At 63.4% G+C, this 18,535-nt stretch carries 14 protein-coding genes; 2 read left to right on the forward strand and 12 right to left on the reverse strand.

The window, feature by feature from the left end; genetic code table 11:
* Positions 1-19 precede the first annotated feature (19 nt).
* The 6 genes from JFT44_RS22965 to JFT44_RS22990 all read right to left on the reverse strand — a co-directional run bounded on the left by JFT44_RS22965 (position 20) and on the right by JFT44_RS22990 (position 9,058).
* Complete coding sequence (locus JFT44_RS22965) at positions 20-2,149, reverse strand: PAS domain-containing hybrid sensor histidine kinase/response regulator (protein ID WP_057959233.1); 2,130 nt, start codon at positions 2,147-2,149, stop codon at positions 20-22.
* A gap of 135 nt (positions 2,150-2,284) precedes the next feature.
* Positions 2,285-5,383: an error-prone DNA polymerase gene (locus tag JFT44_RS22970; protein WP_198817450.1), complete on the reverse strand. Its 3,099-nt coding sequence runs from the start codon at positions 5,381-5,383 to the stop codon at positions 2,285-2,287.
* Positions 5,359-6,774 carry a DNA polymerase Y family protein gene (locus JFT44_RS22975; RefSeq protein ID WP_170044257.1) on the reverse strand — a complete coding sequence of 472 codons (1,416 nt, stop codon included), beginning with the start codon at positions 6,772-6,774 and terminating at the stop codon, positions 5,359-5,361. The genes JFT44_RS22970 and JFT44_RS22975 overlap by 25 nt, the downstream gene beginning before the upstream one ends.
* 7 nt (positions 6,775-6,781) lie before the next feature.
* Positions 6,782-7,393, reverse strand: a complete 612-nt coding sequence (imuA, locus tag JFT44_RS22980; protein ID WP_057959230.1) for a translesion DNA synthesis-associated protein ImuA — start codon at positions 7,391-7,393, stop codon at positions 6,782-6,784.
* Positions 7,393-8,010 carry a transcriptional repressor LexA gene (gene lexA, locus JFT44_RS22985; RefSeq protein WP_057440807.1) on the reverse strand — a complete coding sequence of 206 codons (618 nt, stop codon included), beginning with the start codon at positions 8,008-8,010 and terminating at the stop codon, positions 7,393-7,395. Before lexA ends, imuA begins: the two co-directional genes overlap by 1 nt.
* A gap of 79 nt (positions 8,011-8,089) precedes the next feature.
* Positions 8,090-9,058 (reverse strand): Gfo/Idh/MocA family protein, encoded by a 969-nt coding sequence (locus JFT44_RS22990; protein WP_057959229.1) that lies wholly within the window; start codon positions 9,056-9,058, stop codon positions 8,090-8,092.
* Positions 9,059-9,196: 138 nt separating this feature from the next.
* Here JFT44_RS22990 and JFT44_RS22995 point away from each other — a divergent pair, with 138 nt between their 5' ends.
* The gene (locus tag JFT44_RS22995) at positions 9,197-9,559 is read left to right on the forward strand and encodes an NUDIX hydrolase (protein WP_057959228.1); all 363 of its coding nucleotides are present in this window, start codon (positions 9,197-9,199) and stop codon (positions 9,557-9,559) included.
* A gap of 3 nt (positions 9,560-9,562) precedes the next feature.
* Here JFT44_RS22995 and JFT44_RS23000 read toward each other — a convergent pair whose 3' ends face one another.
* From JFT44_RS23000 to JFT44_RS23025, 6 genes are all read right to left on the reverse strand, one after another.
* Positions 9,563-9,811, reverse strand: coding sequence for a DUF1652 domain-containing protein (locus tag JFT44_RS23000; protein WP_198831216.1), 249 nt, complete (start codon positions 9,809-9,811; stop codon positions 9,563-9,565).
* Positions 9,812-10,273: 462 nt separating this feature from the next.
* Positions 10,274-10,603 (reverse strand): hypothetical protein, encoded by a 330-nt coding sequence (locus JFT44_RS23005; protein WP_057959227.1) that lies wholly within the window; start codon positions 10,601-10,603, stop codon positions 10,274-10,276.
* 162 nt (positions 10,604-10,765) lie between these two features.
* Positions 10,766-13,243 carry a TonB-dependent siderophore receptor gene (locus JFT44_RS23010; RefSeq protein WP_198831217.1) on the reverse strand — a complete coding sequence of 826 codons (2,478 nt, stop codon included), beginning with the start codon at positions 13,241-13,243 and terminating at the stop codon, positions 10,766-10,768.
* A 102-nt stretch (positions 13,244-13,345) separates the two neighbouring features.
* The gene (locus tag JFT44_RS23015) at positions 13,346-14,290 is read right to left on the reverse strand and encodes a FecR family protein (protein ID WP_169989988.1); all 945 of its coding nucleotides are present in this window, start codon (positions 14,288-14,290) and stop codon (positions 13,346-13,348) included.
* Complete coding sequence (locus JFT44_RS23020; protein ID WP_057959224.1) at positions 14,290-14,832, reverse strand: sigma-70 family RNA polymerase sigma factor; 543 nt, start codon at positions 14,830-14,832, stop codon at positions 14,290-14,292. Before JFT44_RS23020 ends, JFT44_RS23015 begins: the two co-directional genes overlap by 1 nt.
* Positions 14,833-15,000: 168 nt before the next feature.
* Positions 15,001-17,148 (reverse strand): TonB-dependent receptor domain-containing protein, encoded by a 2,148-nt coding sequence (locus JFT44_RS23025; RefSeq protein WP_198831218.1) that lies wholly within the window; start codon positions 17,146-17,148, stop codon positions 15,001-15,003.
* Between the two features lie 126 nt (positions 17,149-17,274).
* On the opposite strand from JFT44_RS23025, the gene JFT44_RS23030 reads away from it, so the two are divergent.
* Positions 17,275-18,111 carry a 5'-nucleotidase, lipoprotein e(P4) family gene (locus JFT44_RS23030; RefSeq protein ID WP_169989991.1) on the forward strand — a complete coding sequence of 279 codons (837 nt, stop codon included), beginning with the start codon at positions 17,275-17,277 and terminating at the stop codon, positions 18,109-18,111.
* The last annotated feature ends 424 nt before the right edge of the window (positions 18,112-18,535 follow it).

Genomic DNA, 18,535 nt, shown 5'->3' on the forward strand with positions numbered 1-18,535 from the left:
CGGCAACAGGGGTAAACGTTCAATCGCAGTAGCTCACCTGCGTGGTCAATACCGAGCGTACCTGTCGCGCCAGTTCCTCGGGGCTGTAGGGCTTGCCCAGCAGATGAATGTCGTTGCCCAGCAGGTGGTCGCTGGAAAGAATGTCACGGGTATGCCCGGAGGTGAACAGTACTGCAATGGGCGGCTGTTGCGCCTTGGCCCAGGTGGCCAGGTCGGTACTTTTGATCCGCCCCGGCATGACCACATCGGTGAAGATCAGGTCCGGCCGCAAGCCGGTGCGCAGCATCAGCATGGCGTCATCGCCATCGGTGGCAGTGAGTACCGTGTAGCCGGCCTGTTGCAGCAGTTCCACCGCGGCGCCGCGGACGCCTTCGTTGTCCTCCACCACCAGGATGGTTTCCCGGCCGCCTTCCTGCTGCTCCACCTGGTCGGGCGCTTCCTGGCTTTCCGGCTCAAGGCTGTGGGGGAAGTACATCTGCACCAGGGTGCCCTGGCCTGGCTCGCTGCTGATCTGCACATGCCCGCCACTTTGCTTGACGAAGCCAAACACCATGCTCAAGCCCAGGCCGGTGCCGTGACCGTCAGGCTTGGTGGTAAAGAACGGCTCGAAGACCCGCTGCAGCACCGCCGGCGACATGCCGGCCCCCGTGTCGCTGACCGACAGGCGCACATATTCGCCGGGGGCAATCCCGCTGCGGCTGCCATCTTCGGGCGACAACGTGATGTTTTCACCGGTGATGCGGATCACCCCCTCGCCCTTCATCGCATCCCGGGCGTTGATCGCCAGGTTGAGCACGGCGTTTTCCAGTTGATTGCGATCGACATGGATGCACCACGGGTCTTGCGGCAACTGCACATCAATCTGGATGGTTTCCCCCAGGGCCCGCTGCAGCAACTCACCCAGGCCTTCATAAATGCGCCGCGGGTTGAACACCGCCGGTGACAGTGGCTGGCGCCGGGCAAAGGCCAGCAGCTGCGAGGACAGCTTGGCACCGCGTTCGACGGCCGCCAGGGCAGCACCGACGCGCCGTTGGACCTGGGCGTTATCGCGCTCATGGCGGGCCAGCAGGTGCAGGTTGCCGGCAATCACCTGCAGCAGATTATTGAAGTCATGGGCCACGCCCCCCGTCAGCCCGCCAATGGCCTCGAGCTTTTGCGACTGGCGTAACTGCTCCTCGGCGGCCGAGCGCGCCTGGACTTCGGCGGCGACGCGCTGCTCCAGGTTATGGGTGAGCTTGAGCAGAGACTCTTCAGCGATCTTGCGCACATGGATATCAATGATCACCCCGGGAAAGCGCAACGGCTGGCCGCCCGCGTCCAGCTCGCAGCGCCCGCTGGCCAGTACCCACAGATAGCTGGCGTCCGGGCGTCGCACGCGAAACTCGACGTTATATGGCCCACCCGTCGCCAGGGTCTGGGCAATCAGGCGGTTGACCCGCGCCAGGTCGTCGGGGTGGATGGCCTGGGTGGCGACTGCAATGGAAACACCCCGCTCCACGTCGTCCATGGACAGGCCCAGGGTACGGGCGAAACGCTCGTCGCCCGAGAGGCGATCCGGCAGCACATCCCAGACAAACGACCCCAGCAACGCCCCGGCATTGAGGGCCAGTTGCAAGCGTTCGTCCGCCACCCGGTAAGCCCCCTCGGCTTCCTGGCGCAAACGCTCGGACAGCACATGCTCGGTGGTCTCCACAACGATCGCCAACACGCCGGCCGGATGCTGGTCGTCGCCGGCCACCGGGCTGTAATAGAGGTCCAGCCACAAATCCTCGGGGCGGCCATTGCGCAGCAGCATCAAGGCCTTGTTGCGATAGGACAAGGTGCCACCGGCCAGGCAGGTGTCCATGACATGCCGGTTGAACTCGGCCACTTCCGGCCAGCCCTGCTCGACCGGCACCCCCAGCAAAAACGGGTGGCGCCCGCCGGCAAACACCGAATAGCTGTCGTTGTAGATCATGTACCCGGCGCGGCCCCAGAGCATCACCATCGGCACTGGCGAAGCGAGGAGCATCTGCACCGCGCAGGTCAGGCTGGTGGACCAGGTATCAATGGGGCCCAGGTCAGTGGTGGACCAGTCAAAGGCACGAATCCTTTGGGCCATTTCACCGCCCCAACCGTCACAGCCGTAGGTATTGGATAGAAATTGCATGGATCAGCTCAGTGCAGAGAGAGGACAGTCGCCAATGTTGGAGCATAGCCGGGCGCGATGGTTTCACTGTGTAGAAGAACCATTGCAGGAGCCGGCCCCCACAGGAGGGACGATTAGGTCGGTGCGCCCTACCCGTCAGTGGAAATCCCGGCTACGCACGCTGATCCCCGCCAACAGCGGCGTCAGGTCGCTCAGGCGGCCGGCGATCAAATGGCGGACTTCGCCCACCGCCTCCCAGCGCCCATCCACCTTGAGCAGCCGTGAGCCCACCAGCACCTGGCGCTGACGCTCGGCCAGCTCACGCCAGACCACCACGTTGAGGTTGCCAAACTCATCTTCCAGGGTCACGAAGGTCACGCCACTGGCCGTGCCCGGGCGCTGGCGCCCGGTGACCAGGCCGGCAACGCTGACATTGCGTCCGTGCTCCACCGCCTGCAATTCCTGTGAACTGCGGCAGCGCCGCGCACGCAGTTGATCACGCAACAGCGCCAGGGGATGGGGCCCCAGGGTGGTGCCCACACTGGCATAGTCGGCATACAGGTCCTCACCGACACTGGGAGCCGGTAGTTGCACCGCCTCCTCCCGCGGGCTCGACACCCCGGCAAACAACCCCAACTGTTGCTCCACCCCGGCCACGTCCCAGCGTGCCCGGTGCCGGTGCCCGGCCAACTGGCGCAAGGCCCCGGCATCGGCCAGTAGTTCCTGGGCACGGCTGTCCAACTGGGCACGCTCGCCCAGGTCGGCGATCCCGCAAAACCCAGCGGCCTGGCGGGCGGTTTCGATACGCCGGCCATCTTCTTCGCGAAAGCCGCTGATCATGCGCAAGCCCATGCGAATCGCCGGCTGCTGGCCGTCAATGGGTTCCAGGCTGCAATCCCAGTCACTGGCGGTCACGTCCACCGGGCGAATCTGCAAATGATGGCGACGCGCATCCTGCAGGATCTGATCCGGGCTGTAGAAGCCCATGGGCCAACTGTTGATCAGGGCACAGGCGAACGCCGCCGGTTCATGGCATTTGAGCCAGCAACTGGCATAGGTCAGCAAGGCGAAACTGGCCGCATGGGACTCAGGAAAACCATAGCTGCCAAAGCCCTTGATCTGCTCGAACACCTGGGCGGCGAAGGTTTCGCTGTAACCGTTCTTGAGCATGCCGTCGCGCAGCCGCTGGCGATGGGGCTCCAGACCGCCATGGCGCTTCCAGGCGGCCATCGAGCGGCGCAACTGGTCAGCTTCGCCGGGTGTGTAGTGCGCCGCGACAATGGCGATCTGCATCACTTGCTCCTGGAACAGCGGGATACCCAGGGTGCGCTTGAGTACCGCCTCCAGCTCGGGCGATGGATAGGTCGTGGGCTCTTCCTTGTTCCGCCGGCGCAGGTACGGATGCACCATGCCGCCCTGGATCGGCCCTGGGCGCACGATGGCCACCTCGATCACCAGGTCATAGAACGTCTTGGGTTTGAGTCGGGGCAGCATGGACATTTGCGCCCGGGATTCGATCTGGAACACGCCGATGGTGTCGGCGCGGCTGATCATTGCGTAGGTCGCCGCATCCTCCGAGGGCACCGTCGCCAGCGTCAGGTCGAGGTGACGATGGCGGCGCAGCAGGTCAAAACAGCGGCGGATCGCGCTGAGCATACCGAGGGCGAGGATATCCACCTTGAGCAGGCCCACGGCGTCCAGGTCGTCCTTGTCCCACTGGATGATGGTGCGCTCGGCCATGGCGGCGTTTTCCACGGGCACCAGGGTGTCCAGCGGCTGCTCGGAAATCACGAAACCGCCGGGGTGCTGGGACAGGTGACGCGGGAAGCCGATCAGTTGCTGGGTCAGGCCCAACACCCGCCGCAATACCGGGCTGTCCGGGTCGAAACCGCCTTCGCGCAGGCGCTCCAATGGCGGCGCTTCATCGCTCCAGCGCCCACAGCAATCGGCCAGGGCATTGACCTGATCCGGTGGCAGGCCCAGGGCCTTGGCCACATCACGCACCGCGCCGGCACCGTGGTAGCTGCTGACTACTGCGGTCAAGGCCGCGCGGCGCCGGCCATAGCGCTGGAACACGTATTGCAGCACCTCTTCACGACGCTCGTGTTCGAAATCCACGTCGATGTCCGGTGGCTCGTTGCGTTCCCGGGACAGGAAGCGCTCGAACAGCATGTTCATGCGGCTGGGGTCGATTTCGGTGATGCCCAGGGCAAAGCACACTGCCGAGTTGGCCGCCGAGCCACGGCCCTGGCAGAGGATCGAACGGCTGCGGGCGAAGCGCACGATGTCGTGCACCGTCAAAAAGTAGCTTTCGTAGCCCAGCTCGCTGATCAACTCCAGCTCATTATTGATCTGCTCCAGAGTCTTGGCTGCTACCCCCTCGGGCCAGCGCCGGGCAATGCCTTCTTCGGTCAAGGCACGCAGCCAGGATTTTGGGCTCTGCCCTTCTGGCACCAGCTCCCTGGGGTATTGATAGCGCAACTGGCTCAGGTCGAAGCTGCAACGGCGGGCGATGTGCAGCGATTCTTCGAGCAAGTGCGCCGGATACAGCGCACCCAGGGCCTCCAGGCTGCGCAGGTGCCGCTCGCCATTGGGGTGCAGGCGCTGGCCGGCTTGCGCCACCGGCAGGTGATGGCGGATCGCGGTCATGGTGTCCTGCAAGGCGCGCCGGCTGCGCACATGCATATGCACATCGCCACAGGCCACGGCCGGCAGGTGCAGGTCGGCGGCCAGTTGCAGGCGTTGCGCCAGGCGGCGGGCATCGTCCTGGGCGCAATGCAGCTCTACCGCCAGCCATAGCCGCCCGCTGAAGGTTTCGCACAACCATTGGCCGTCGGCAGGTGTGTCGCCCTCGTCGGCCAGCCACAGCACCAGCAGCCCCGGCAGCGGCTCGGCAAAGTCTTCGCGTAACAGGCGGTACTGGCCTTTTGCGGCACGGCGCCGGGCCAGGGTGATCAGTCGGCACAGGTGTTGGTAGCCCTGCAGGTTTTCCACCAGCAGCACCAGTTTCGGGCCGTTTTCCAGGCGCACCTCACTGCCGACGATCAACCCCAGCCCAACCTCCTTGGCCGCCTGCCAGGCCCGCACGATGCCGGCCAGGGTGCATTCGTCGGTGATTGCCAGGGCCTGATACCCCTGCTGTTTGGCGCGCTCGAACAACTCGCGGGCACTGGACGCGCCGCGCTGGAAGCTGAAGTTCGACAGGCAGTGCAGCTCGGCGTAGCCCTCCATCATGCAAACCAGCCTTGCAGCCACAGCCCGGCGCTGTCACCCACGGTGCGATAGGCCCAGCCTTGCTGCCCGCTGCGAGTGCGCACCAGGTAGTAATCGCGGCGGATATCCGCGCCATCCCACCAACCGGACTCGATGCGCTCCGGGCCCAGCAGGATCTGCAGGCCCTGCTCGGCGAGCAGAGTCGGTTCATGGAGCAGCCAGCCAGGGCGTTGCACCGGGCTCAAGGCCGGGCAGGCACGGCTGTCGGCGCCCGGCAGCCAGGCGCACTCGGGACGATGGTCGGCATGGAAGCGCAAGCCCTGCACCGCCTCATCCCCCAGGCGCGCGCGCAGACGCTCGCGCAATTGCACCCAGGGCAGGGTTTGCTGCGGGCGCTCGTCGAACAGGTCCTGGCGCTGCGGTACAAACACCGGCAAGTCTTCGGCCAGCAGGCGCAGGCCACGCACCGGCGCCGCCACTTGCACCTGCTCCAGGCGGCCACGGGCCAGTTCAAACAGCATCGAGGGTTCGCGCTCGGCACTGAGCAGGCCCACCTGGATCACGCTGTCGGGCGCCTCGGCATGCTCCAGGTGCAGGGCAAAACGCTGCACGCCACTGTCACGGCCACAAAGGAACGCCGCAAGGTCGCCGGTCAGGCGCCGCAAGGGAAACAGCAGCGCCTGGTGGGACTGCACATCGAAATTCAACTCGATGCGCAGATCAAAACGATCCGGCGGCTGATAAAAATCCAGGGCCAGTGGCCGTTGCCCGGTCAAGGCATCCAGGTGCTTGAGCACCCCCGCGTCGAAGCGCCTGGCCAGGGTATGCCGGGGCAACGCCTGCAGCTGGGCCAGGGTCCGCAGGCCCATGCGCGACAAGGCCGTGGCGGCTTGCGGGTCGAGGCCGACGCGATCAATCGGCATCGACCCAAGGGCGTGCTGTAAACCCTCGACATCGGCCACCGCCAGGCCATCGTAGGCATTGGCCAACACCCGCGCAGCGGCCGGGTTGGGGGCGGCGACGATACGGTGGCGAAAACCCAGGGCGGTCAGTTCCTCGCGCAAGCGTGCTTCCAGCAGCGGCCACGGCCCGAACAGGCCCAGGCTCGATTCGATTTCAAACAACAAGGCCCGCGGATAGAACACGCTGACCTGGGAACTGAAACGGTAGGCCCAGGCCGCGAGCAATTGCTGGCAGCGCTCGATATCCACCGGGTCGTATTCGACGCAGGTAAAAGCCTTGGTCAGGGCATGGGCCGCCGTCAGGGATTGGCCGGGCCGCAAGCCCAGGGCACGTGCAGCGGCATTGACGGTTTGCAACACCCGGCGTTGCGGCGGGCCGGCCAACAACGCCAAGGGTTGGTCGGGTTCGGGACGCTGACGCAAGACCCCGTCCAACGCCAATTGCGGGAAGACAATGCACACCCAGCGCATACCAACCTCAGTGCCCGCTGGCCAGGGCAATCGGCGCGGGATGGGCGAGGCCGCCCCGACACTTGAGCACCCGCACCTGGCTCGGTTCGACGGCCAGGCGCAGGGCGGCCGGTGACGGGTTGATCGCCTCGCTCAGGGCCCGCCAGGCAAACGCCAGGGTCTGGCCGGTTTCGGCGGCCACCTGCAAACGGCGCAAGGCCCGGTCATCGGCCTTGTGCGGCCAGCACAGCACCGCGCCGCAACTGCCGGAGCGCAGGCATTGCTCGGCCGCCCACAAGGCATCGCGTTCATCGGCCTGGATCACCGAGAGCTGGCGCAGGTCCACCCCGGCGTTCTGCCAGGCGTGGGGGTATGGGGTATACGGCGGCGCCACCAGCACAATCCGCTCGCCGGCCGCCGACAGCCGCGCCAGGGTTGGCCAGACCAGTCGCAGCTCGCCCACCCCCTGCTGGGCCACAAGGATTTCACTCAAGGCCGCCTCCGGCCAGCCACCGCTGGGCAACACCGCATCCAGGGCCGCCAGCCCGGTGGGGTGCACACTGGCCGGCGGCGCAGCCGGCCGCCCCTTCCACACCCGCCCGCCATTGAACAGCGAGTCCAGCGCAACCACGGCGCCCATCAACCTTGCCTCACCAGGCCACAGAACACGCCTTCGATGGCCAAGTCCTGGTCGGCACGAACCACAATAGGTTGATAGGCAGGGTTGCGCGGCAACAGGCGCACACTGTGGCCCACTCGCTCGAAACGCTTGATGGTGACTTCGCCGTCCAGGCGCGCGACCACGATCTGCCCGTTCAGCGCCTCGGCACTGCGCCGCACGCCCACCAGGTCGCCATCGAGAATGCCGTCCTCGATCATCGAGTCCCCCTGGACCCGCAGCAGGTAATCCGGGACCCGGGCGAAGGTCGCCGGGTCGAGCATCAGCCGCGTGTGCACTTCGGCGTCGGCGCCGATGGGCAGGCCGGCGGCCACGCGGCCCAGCACAGGGACCTCCAGCCACTCAGGCCGCGCCGGTTGATTGAGCAGGCGAATCCCCCGGGCCTGGTTCGGGTTGACCTCGATAAACCCGGCTTCGGTCAGCGCCAGCACGTGTTTGCGCGCCACACTGCGCGAAGCAAAACCAAAGGCCTCGGCGATCTCGGCGAGGCTGGGGGGCTGACCTTGCTGCGCGATACGCTCGCGGATGAAGTTCAGGATGGCGGAACGGCGGGGAGTGAGAGTCGTCATGGAGTACATTTGTACTCCTGTGGGAAATTCCTGACAATAGCCGCCAGTCAGACCAACACCTTGCCGGCTCCGACAAGGGTGGGCGGCGTCAGGGCTTGCGCTGCAACACCCGATCCATGATGCGGTCGGTCTTCAGGGCCTCGATCGCCAGTGCCGGGTGCACACTCTCGCCGCGAATATGCGCGTTCATGCCCAGCACGTGGTGCCACTGGATATGGGGGTGATGGGCAATATGCAGGGTTTCGCTGACCTCGGCTGCAAGTTGCAACGGCTGCTCGTCGAACACGGAAAAACTGATGCGCCCTTTACTGCCGATCAACTCGACCCGATCCTCGCGTCGGTCAGCCACAAAGTTCCAGCAGCCCATCCCCAGCGCGCCCGAGCTGAAGCTCCAGCAGGCGGTGACCGCATCTTCCGCCGCATAGCGCCCGGCCTGGCGCGCGGTATACCCCGTGACCTCGACAATATCCCCTGCCAGGTACTGGAACAGGTCGAAGCCATGGCTGGCGAGGTCGGCAAAATAACCACCGCCGGCAATCGCCGGATCGGTACGCCAGTTGCTCGCGTTGGTGTCCGTGGGCGATGGCGGCTTGCACAACGTCCAGTTCAGCTGCCGCAACTCGCCGATGCGCCCCTCTTGCAGCCAGGCACGCACCTGCTGGAAGCGCGGCAGGGAGCGGCGGTAATAGGAAACAAACAGATGCAGCCCGGCCCGCTCGAAGGTGCGCTGCATCAAGGCGCTCTGCTCGGCATTCAGCGCCATCGGCTTTTCGACACAACAATGCTTGCCCGCCGCCGCCACCAGCAGGCTGTATTCCAGGTGGCTGTCGGGGGGCGTAGCGATGTACACCGCATCCACTTCGGGGTCATCAATCAGGGCCTGGGCATCTGTGTAAAACCGGGTAATCCCATGGCGTGCCGCATAATCGCGCACGGCTTCCTCACGGCGCCCCATCACGGCCACCAGGGCCGAGCCTGGCGCTTTGTAGAAAGCGGGTCCACTCTTGATTTCAGTAACACTGCCACAACCGATCATGCCCCAGCGGATGGTGCTCATATGACTTTCCTTCATCGGTACTTTTTCAGTCGGGCAGTATCAGCGTTTTCCTGCGCGGTCTCCAGCCTCCGCCCATAAAGACCCAGCATGACAATTGCATTACACTTTTATGACGATCATCTTGCGGGGGCACAGACGATGAAAATACGCGCAACGGTGATTTGCGAAAGTGAGGGGCACATTCTGTTCGTGCGCAAGGCCAGGTCGAAATGGGCATTGCCCGGTGGCAAGGTCGAGCGCGATGAGCGCCCAGTCGGCGCGGCCGAGCGGGAGTTACAGGAGGAAACCGGGCTGAACGTGGATGGTTTGCTGTATCTGCAGGAGTTGAAGGCCAGTGACACGCTGCATCACGTGTTTGAAGCCTCAGTGGTGAACATCGACCAGGCCCGGCCCTGCAATGAAATCACCGACTGCCAGTGGCATGCCTATAGTGCCCTGGAGCAACTGGACACCACCGACGCCACCAAGCGCATTGTCCGCTCGTTTCTGCGCCGGCTCTGACGCCTAGCCGAATGCCGCAAACCCACGGCGCCCGGCCTTGAGTTCGGTGCGCAGTTCGCCAATCAGGTTGGAGATGGCACGGATGCTGTCCAGACCCTGGGGCGACACGCCGGTCAACAGCAGCTCGACGCGACCGGACTCCGGTTCGAAGACTCGGATGGTCAAGAAACCCTGGGGGTTGACACTACAAGCGCACGACAGCGGGACGAAACCGGACGCCATGATGCGGCTCAACTCAGCGATCGGAATCATCCTGGGCACCCTTGCTCACACATGACGCGATGGACGTGATCCATGCAGGGTAGATCAGGTTGTGCAACGCGTGTAGGCAATCCTACGAAAGTGTTAGCTACCCCACACTTTTCTGCGAAAGCGTTGGTGCACTGGCGCCAGAAAAACCACGGACGTTTATCTGCCAGGCAGGTATGAAGGTCAAATCGCGGACAAAAAAAATCCCAAGTAGCTGATGGAAACTTGGGATTTAAAAATGCATAAACCGTGGGAGGTGAACGCCCGGCCATAATAACCACCGAGACAACCTGTAACAAGTTGATTATTAGCCTTTCGTCGGATTGAAACAGCGCTAAGTCATTCAATAACCACACATTTTTCAGGGTTCGCGATATCTTTCGTGCCACTTTTTGGTGCAACTTCCAAACTTACCGGGTTAAAACCCTAATAACTATCAGGTTAATAACCGAGTATGTAGCGTGTCTATTTACGCGCCCGTTTGTAGCGCACGCACTCTTCATAAAAGCTCGAACGAACAGCCGTCGGTTTGAGCCGCGAGGGGCTGTCATAGGTCTGCTCGGTGATCCCCATGGCCATCATGCGCATCCAGGACTTGTCGAACTTGTACCGCTGGATTTTCTGCCGCGCGGCATACAGCGAAACACCGGCCAACTTCAGCTCCTGGGCCCTGGCCGCCGTGCCCGCGCCCCAACTGCACATGTACCGATCCCCTTCGCGCAGCGTCTTGCCCTGGGCCGCCGCCGCCCCGCTCGCCAGGGCCAAGGCAATCAGCGTGATTTTTACGTTACGCATTGGCATCCCACCTAACCACCTGAAAATAAAAGTGATTTTGGCGAAACATCGGCCAGTTGGGGGCCATTAAAATGCCTTCTCGATGCATCTGAGCGAAATAAAAAGGTCAGCTCGAAACGAACTGACCTGTTCCGATACTGCTATGCAGAACGGTTTTTCAACTTACCACTGATACGTCGCACTGGCCTGCACCGTCCGTTGCGAGCCGTACCAGCACCACGAGTACGAATAGCAGGACGCCACGTACTCTTTATCCGCCAGGTTGGTGGCGTTCAGCGCCAGGCGCAGGTTGTCGCCCTGGGTATTGATGTGCGGGATGTCGTAGTGCACCGACGCATCGAACAAGGTGTAGCCCGGAACCTTCAGGGTGTTGGCGGTATCGCCCCAGGACGAGCCGACATACCGCGCGCCTGCGCCCACGCCGAAGCCCTTGAGGTTGCCGTCATGCAAGGTGTAGTCGGCCCACACCGAGGCGGTGTGGCGCGGCACAGCATAGGTCGTGGTGCCCTGGGTCGGCACGGCGGGGCCGACGCCAATGTCGGTGATCGGCGCATAGCGCACGGTGCTGTTGGATTTGCTGATGCGGTTATCGAGGTAGGCATAGGCCGCCGTGATATCCAGATTGTCGTTGAGGCTGGCCTTGCCTTCGAGTTCAAAGCCACGGGAGCGCACTTCACCGTCCTGGACCTGGCAGCGACCATTGCCGCACAAGTGAGTTGGGTCCGGGTCCATGGTCGGCACGTTGTTCTGGCGCAGGTCGAAGATGGCGGCGGTGATAAAGCTGTTGCTGCCTGGCGGCTGGTACTTGATGCCGATTTCGTACTGTTTGCCTTCGGTGGGCTTGAACACCGAACCACCGTAGCCGGTGCCCGATTGCGGGGAGAAGGATTCGGAATAGCTGGCGTATGGCGCCAGGCCGTTATCGAAGAGGTAGACCACCCCCAGGCGGCCGGTGAAGGCTTTGCTGTCCAGGGAGGATTTGGCTTTCTTGCCGTCGGTCAAACTCAATGAGCTGTTATCCGTGCTGGCCCAGTCATAACGACCGCCCATCAACAGCACCCACTTATCCCACTTCGCCTGCTCCTGCAGGTACACGCCAGTCTGCTCGCTGCGCTGGGTGGCGTCGCTGGAAAATGCCGGGGTGGTGACTGGCACGCCATATACCGGATCGAAAATATCCAGGTCCGGTCCCTTGCCGTAACCGGCCTTGGTATCGACGCTGGTGTTCTGGTAATCAAGCCCCATCAACAGCGTGTGCTGCACCGGGCCGGTGTCGAACTTGCCCTGCAACTGGTTATCTAGGTTGTAGGCATCCATGTCGACATCGGTGGCGATGGTCGAGCGGTTCAAGGTGCGGTAATCGGCCTGCAGGTTGCTGCTGTAGATACTGCGGTAGATCCCTTCGCTGCGCATATAGCGGGCGTTCTGGCGCACGGTCCAGACGTCGTCGAGGTGATGCTCGAAGGCATAACCGATGGAGTAATGCGCGCGGTCACTCTTCTCGAAGTTTTTCTCGCCGTCGTAGAAATCGACATCAATCTTGCGCCCCAGCGGGCTATGCAACACCGAACCCCAGGCCGGCATCGAACCGTAGGAAGCGCCCTTGGGATCCTTCTGGAAATGCCCGAGCAGGGTCAGCGAGGTGTCCTCGTTCGGGCGCCAGGTGAAGGCCGAAGACAGGGATTGGCGGCGGGTCTCGGTGTGCTCGACCTGGCCGTCGGCATCATCGAACAAGCCGGCGACGCGGTAGGAGTACACCCCTTGCTCATCCAGCGGGCCGCTGAGATCGAAGGTGGTGCGCTTTTTGTTGAAGGTGCCGTACTCCACGCCCACTTCGTGAAAAGGCGTATCCAGCGGGCGCTTGGTGACCATATTGATCACGCCGCTGGGGCTGCCCTGGCCATACAACACCGAGGCCGGGCCGCGCAGGACCTCCACGCGCTCCAGGTCGAAGGCATCCTTTTGCGGCGAGGCATCGCGGCTCGACGCCACGCGCAGGCCGTCGAGGTAAGTCACCGGCGAGAAGCCGCGAATGGTCAACTGGTCCAGGCGCGAGGCAGTGGCGCCACGGGTTTCCGGGACGACCGCGGCGCTGTAGCGCAGGATCTGGTTGAGGCTCTCGGCATTCTGCGCGCGCATCTGGTCTTTGGTGACCACCGAGATCGACTGCGGGGTCTCGATCAGCGCGGTGTCGGTCTTGGTACCAGACAGGCTGCGCGTGGCCACATAGCCGGACACCGGGCCAATGGGGCTTTCACTTTGCTCGGCACCGCTGATGGTGGTGGCTTGCAACTCCACCGAGCCATCCGCCTGGGGGATCGGCTCGATGCGATAGCGCTGGGCAGACAGCGCCTGGGCCCGCAAACCGCTGCCCGCCAGCAACTGGGCGAGTGCCGCGTCGCTGCTCAACTGCCCGTTCAAACCGCTGCTGCGCTTGCCGCGGGTCAAGGCCGGATCAAAGGCCAGGACCAGCCCGGCCTGTTCGGCAAAGCCGTTGAGGGCCTGGCTCAGGTCACCGGCAGGGATCGAGAAATGGCTGCTTTCATCAGCCCATGCGGTGTGAATGGTCAGGGGCACAGCGGCAAAAGCCATCGCCACTGACAGCGCCAGCGGGTGCAACGGACGAGCAAAGCGTGACATGAGAGGTCCTGGAAAAGAGGGTTCTATATTCCATGACGGCCATGTCGGGAAATCGGGTATGAATGAGACCGGTTTTTATTTGAACGGGTGTCTTCAGGCACATCAGAGGGGTTTGATCACCACCAGCAGGTCGGTGAAATGCTCCACTTTGATCGGCAGGTTATCCGCCAGGGTCGCCAGCGCTGCGTCGCTGTCATCGAGCTTGAACACCCCTGACACGCGCATGCCTTGCAACGCCTGGGGATCAAAGCGCACCACGCCATGGCGATAGCTGGCCAGGGTTTGCAGGACCTCGCTCAACGGCCGGTCATCCACTGTGAGCAAGCCCCGGGTCCAGGCCGCCGGGTCGCCGCTGCCGACCGCTTGCGCTGGCTGGGCGTGGCCCTGCTTGAGGATCGCGCGCTGGCCTGCCGTGACCTTCACCGCCTCGCTGTGATTGCCTTTGGCGGCCACCGTTGATTCGATCACCGTGACCACGGTCGAGCCATCCACCGCGCGCTGGACCAGGAAACGCGTGCCCAACGCGGTCGCCGTGCCCTGGTCGGTGCGCACCACAAATGGCCGCTGCGCATCCTTGGCCACCTCGACCCACATCTCGCCCTTGAGCAACTCGATTACACGCTGCTGGCCGTCGAATTTCACGTCCAGTGCCGAGTTGCTGTTGAGCTGCACCTGGCTGCCATCCGCCAGGACCACCTGGCTCCGTTCGCCGACGCCGGTACGTTGGTCGGCCATCCACAGTGGCAGTTGCTCGACGCTCGCCCAGCCGAGCACCAACACACCCAACAACCCCAGGACCTGCCCGCCGCGCACGGCGTACCCGGGCTTGCGTGGGATGAAGGCTTGATTCAATGCCAGGCGTGCCGGTTCGGCAGGCAGTTCATCGAGGCTGCCCCACAATGCCCCCATGCGCTCGAAAGCCACCCGATGGCGTGGGTCAGCCTCACACCACTCTTCAAATGCCTGGCGGTCAGCGGCGCTGACTTTCTCATCATTGAGCAGCGCCAACCATTGCGCTGCCTCGCTGACAATCTGTTCGGCGGACATCAAAGCGGATCCGCGCCATGCAGCGTTTGGTAGCAATGCACCAGCGCGCTGGAGATGTAGTTTTTTACTGTGCTGGAGGAGACCTGGAGCTGGGCCGCGATTTCACTGTAGGTCAGGCCGTCCAGGCGACTGAGCAGAAACGCTTCGCGGGCCTTGTCCGGCAGGCCGGCGAGCATCAGCGCAATGCGTTCCAGGGCCTGCAGCGCGACATGAATGGTCGCTGGATCGGGCATGCCAGCGTCTTCGTACTGGATCGCCAGGGCTTGCATATAGGCTTTCTCGATCTTGCGTCGCCGCGCACCGTCAATCAGCAAGCGCCCGGCAGTGGTCGCGAGAAATGCCCGAGGCTCCTGAATATTGTGGGGCTCGGCCAGCAGCAACACCCGCACGAATGCATCCTGGGCCAGGTCCGCCGCATGCTGCGAACAGCCGAGTTTCTTGCGCAGCCAACCCTGCAACCAGGAATGGTGGTCGCTGTAGAGCGCGGTGAGTGTCTGCTGGCGGCGGGCTATATCACAATCGGCCACAGGAAAGTCATGCATGCGCAAAAGTTTCTCAAACAAGAAAGATTACCAATCGCGCAAACGATGACAGTAAAACGATGGCAGGGCAAGGGCTCGTCAACGAACCCCAGGCACATCCAGACCAGCTGTCCCCCACGGGTGCAGGAGGCCCGACTTATGGCGAGGGGTTCGCCGGCAATGGCCTGCTTAGCGCAAGCTCCAGGACACCCCGGCATACACGCCCATGCCATCGCCCGGCGTCGAGCGCGCCATATCCTTGCCATGGTCGTCATAGCCCGGGGTCACGGTATTGGCATAGCGCTGGTTGGTCAGGTTGCGCAGGTCGACCCAGGCTTGCCAGTCCTGCTTCGGCGCGTCATAGCCAACGGTGGCGCCCAATAAGCCATAGGCTCGCGCGTAGTAGGAGTTGGCGTAGTCCACCGCCACCCGCGAGGAATACTCGCCATTGAGGCTGCTGAAAAAGCCACTGGGATGGCTGTAGCGCACCTGCGCCTGGTAATAGTGCTTGGGGATACCGGGCAATGTGTTGTCGCCAAAACGCAGGTCGTCGCGGTAGTGGAAGCTGCTGTAGGTGTAGGCCTGGCGCAGGGCCAGGCGGCCAGTGTTGCCGCCCTCCCACAACGGGCTGGTGAGGCTCAGTTCCAGGCCTTGGTGAATGGTCGGGCTGGCGTTGGATTCGGCGACCACCTGCGACAGGTTGGGCGTAGCCGCCTGGGTCTCGACGCTGAGCAACTCATGGCGCACCAGCGAGTGATACAGCGCCAGGTCCCATTGGCCGAACCAGGCTTCGCCGCGTCCGCCCACTTCCAGGGTGGTGGCGGTCTGGTTTTGCAGTTCCACGCCTTCGCGGGCCAAGCCGGAAGCCGGATTATTAACATCTTTGGCAAAGAACTTATTGGAACCCCAGATCATCGACCAGGCATGCGGCGGCTCCACCGAGCGGCTCAGGTTGCCATACACCTGCAATTGCGGGTTGAAGTCATAGCGCAGGCCCACGCGCGGGGCATAGTCCCAGGCATGGGTGCTCAAGGGGGCATGGGTCTCGGGATAGGTGACTTCGGTTTCGCGACGGGTATAGATCGCCGCCAGCCCGGTGGTCAGCCACAGATCGGGCAGCAGCTCCAGGTCGTTGCTCACGTGCAGCACCGTATCCGACCCCAGGTAGCTGTAGTCACGGGTCTTGGTGCCCGGCGCAAAACCGGCGGTGGCACCTGCAGGCACCCGCACGTACTCCGACACACCGTTATTGGGCAGGCCCTGGGTGGTGCGCAGGCCGACCGTGGTCTTGCTGTCGCGTCCCAGCAGGGTGTCCTGGCGGATGTAGTTCAAGGTGCCGCTGATATCGGTATACGCCACCTTGAGCCGGTTGGTGCCTTCGCGCAGGTCCATGGGGTAGTCGTGGTACACCAGCCCCGCTTCGATGCGGGAGTTATCGTCCAACTGCAGCGTGGTCTTGTTGGCGATCCAGGTAGAACCCGGCTGCAAGCGCTTGGAGTCGCGCGTCAAATTGAGCGCATTGGCCGCACGCGGGCTGTGCTCGATCTGCTGGCGCGTGAGTTTGCCGGGGCTGTCGTTGGCGGTTTCGCGGTAACGCAAATAGAAGCGGGTTTCCAGGTCCGGGTTGAGCCGGTAGCCGAAGTTGGCCGCCACGCCCTTGCCACTGCCGGCGCTTTGTTGCTGGAAGCCATCGTAGTCAGTGTCGGTCAGGCTGATGTAATAGTCGGCATCGCCCAGCACTTGCCCGGATCTGATTTCCCGCTGGGCATATCCATGGCTGCCGGCCTCGTAACGCACGCGCAACTTGGGCGCATCGTAGCCGGTGCGGGTGACATAGTTGACCGCCCCGCCCAGGGCCAGTGCGCCGCGGTCGAAACCGTTGGCACCGCGCAGCACTTCGACGCGGCTGAGCCACAGCGGGTCCTTGAGTTCATAAGGCGTGCCGCCGGGGCCGGTGAGTGGCAGGCCGTCGATGGTTTCATACAGGCCGGACGCATGGCTGCCGGGGCCACGGTTGATGCCCGAGCCGCGAATGGAGATTTTCACCCCTTCGTTATTCGCCGCCTTGGCATAGATGCCGGCCTGGTACTTGAGCACGTCTTCATTGCTGCTGACCCGCCCCTGCTCGACGCTGGCCATGTCAACGTAGTTGGTCCCACCGGGTACCTGCTTGAGTTGCGCCTGGGCCGCTTCGCCTTCGCTCAGTTCGGTGCTGGTGACTTGCAGCGGCGCCAACTGCAGCGCCTCCTCGGCCTGGGCCAGGTGACTGAACGTCAGGGCAGCCCCCAAGCCAAGCCAGCGCGGGGAAAGAACAAGCAGAGGTTGTCGCAGGCGCATGGGCCGTATCCTTGAAGAGGTCTGCGGTTGGAAGCCGCGGATCATACGCAGGTCACGCACAAACCTCGTCGATTAGGCTAATGTGCTGGCCCTGAGCGCCCCTTCACTCTTGAGGCCGAGCCTTTCATGCGCAATCTCACCTTCGCCAGCATCTGCCTGTTCTCTTCACTATTGGTCGGTTGCCAACAGCATCCACCGGCCAACGACCAACTGGATGCGGTGCTCTGGACCCAAACCTCCATCGAGCATGAGTTGATCTATCGCCAGGTGTTTGCCAACGCCACCCGCCAGCTCGACGTGGCCCTGGCCAGCAAGGACTGGGACGCCCTGCCCTTTGCCCCACGCAACCTCAGCGGCCTGCCGCCGGCGGTGATCGTCGATATCGACGAAACCCTGCTGGACAACGTGCCACTCAACGCGCGGGACATCATCAACAACCAGGTCTACTCCTATGATCGCTGGAACACCTGGGTCGACCAGGCCAAGGCCAAGGCCCTGCCCGGCGCCATGGCGTTTGTGCAGGCGGCGCAGCAACGCGGGATCAAAGTGTATTACCTGACCAACCGCGAACACAGCCAGGTCCAGGCCACGGTCGCTAACCTGCGCCTGCGTGGTTTCCCGGTGGACAGCAACCAACAAATACTGGCGGCCGCCACCCCGACCGGCCATTGCGAACAGGCCGGCTACGGCAAAAACTGCCGCCGCCAGTGGGTCGCCAGCCAGGCGCGGGTGCTGTTGATGGTCGGGGATTCCCTGGGGGATTTCGTCCAGGCCGAACACAACACCCTGGCCGCCCAACACCGGGCGGTCGAGCCCTATACAGGCTGGTTCGGCCAGCGCTGGTTCCTGCTGCCGAATCCCACCTACGGCAACTGGTACAGCGCACCCTACGCCGACCGCGAAGAGATTCCATTTGAGCAGAAGCGCTTTTTCAAGCGTGAGGCCCTTCAGTTGCAGCAATGAAGATCCAAGGTGGCAGCTGAAATGCAACCCTCCACCCGCTAGATCGAGGTGGGAGCTGTCGAGCCCCGGCGAGGCTGCGATGGCGGCAGCATTGCGGGGGTTGATGTTGGCTGAACTACCGCTATCGCAGGCAAGCCAGCTCCCACCTTGGATCCTCAGTACATTGAGTACCGGATGCATCCTGCAATGGCAGCTGAAACGCAATCCTCCAGACCCTGAAGATCGAGGTGGGAGCTGTCGAGCCCCGGCGAGGCTGCGATGCCGGCGGCATTGCTGGGATTGATGTTGGCTGACCCGCCGCTATCGCAGGCAAGCCAGCTCCCACCTTGGATCCTCAGTACATTGAGTACCGGATGCATCCTGCAATGGCAGCTGAAACGCAATCCTCCAAACCCTGAAGATCGAGGTGGGAGCTGTCGAGCCC

Origin of the sequence: Pseudomonas sp. MF5691, assembly GCF_016405645.1 — a bacterium.
Classification (GTDB): Bacteria; Pseudomonadota; Gammaproteobacteria; order Pseudomonadales; family Pseudomonadaceae; genus Aquipseudomonas; species Aquipseudomonas shahriarae.

What these genes read in the sequence shown, in the direction of transcription:
- JFT44_RS22995 (WP_057959228.1), top strand. Translation starts at nt 9,197, where the DNA reads ATGAAAATACGCGCAACGGTGATTTGCGAAAGTGAGGGGCACATTCTG.
- JFT44_RS23000 (WP_198831216.1), bottom strand. Translation starts at nt 9,811, where the DNA reads ATGATTCCGATCGCTGAGTTGAGCCGCATCATGGCGTCCGGTTTCGTC.
- JFT44_RS23015 (WP_169989988.1), bottom strand. Translation starts at nt 14,290, where the DNA reads ATGTCCGCCGAACAGATTGTCAGCGAGGCAGCGCAATGGTTGGCGCTG.
- JFT44_RS23025 (WP_198831218.1), bottom strand. Translation starts at nt 17,148, where the DNA reads ATGCGCCTGCGACAACCTCTGCTTGTTCTTTCCCCGCGCTGGCTTGGC.
- imuA (WP_057959230.1), bottom strand. Translation starts at nt 7,393, where the DNA reads ATGGGCGCCGTGGTTGCGCTGGACTCGCTGTTCAATGGCGGGCGGGTG.
- JFT44_RS22975 (WP_170044257.1), bottom strand. Translation starts at nt 6,774, where the DNA reads ATGCGCTGGGTGTGCATTGTCTTCCCGCAATTGGCGTTGGACGGGGTC.
- JFT44_RS23020 (WP_057959224.1), bottom strand. Translation starts at nt 14,832, where the DNA reads ATGCATGACTTTCCTGTGGCCGATTGTGATATAGCCCGCCGCCAGCAG.
- JFT44_RS22965 (WP_057959233.1), bottom strand. Translation starts at nt 2,149, where the DNA reads ATGCAATTTCTATCCAATACCTACGGCTGTGACGGTTGGGGCGGTGAA.
- JFT44_RS23030 (WP_169989991.1), top strand. Translation starts at nt 17,275, where the DNA reads ATGCGCAATCTCACCTTCGCCAGCATCTGCCTGTTCTCTTCACTATTG.
- JFT44_RS23010 (WP_198831217.1), bottom strand. Translation starts at nt 13,243, where the DNA reads ATGTCACGCTTTGCTCGTCCGTTGCACCCGCTGGCGCTGTCAGTGGCG.
- JFT44_RS23005 (WP_057959227.1), bottom strand. Translation starts at nt 10,603, where the DNA reads ATGCGTAACGTAAAAATCACGCTGATTGCCTTGGCCCTGGCGAGCGGG.
- lexA (WP_057440807.1), bottom strand. Translation starts at nt 8,010, where the DNA reads ATGTACTCCATGACGACTCTCACTCCCCGCCGTTCCGCCATCCTGAAC.
- JFT44_RS22990 (WP_057959229.1), bottom strand. Translation starts at nt 9,058, where the DNA reads ATGAGCACCATCCGCTGGGGCATGATCGGTTGTGGCAGTGTTACTGAA.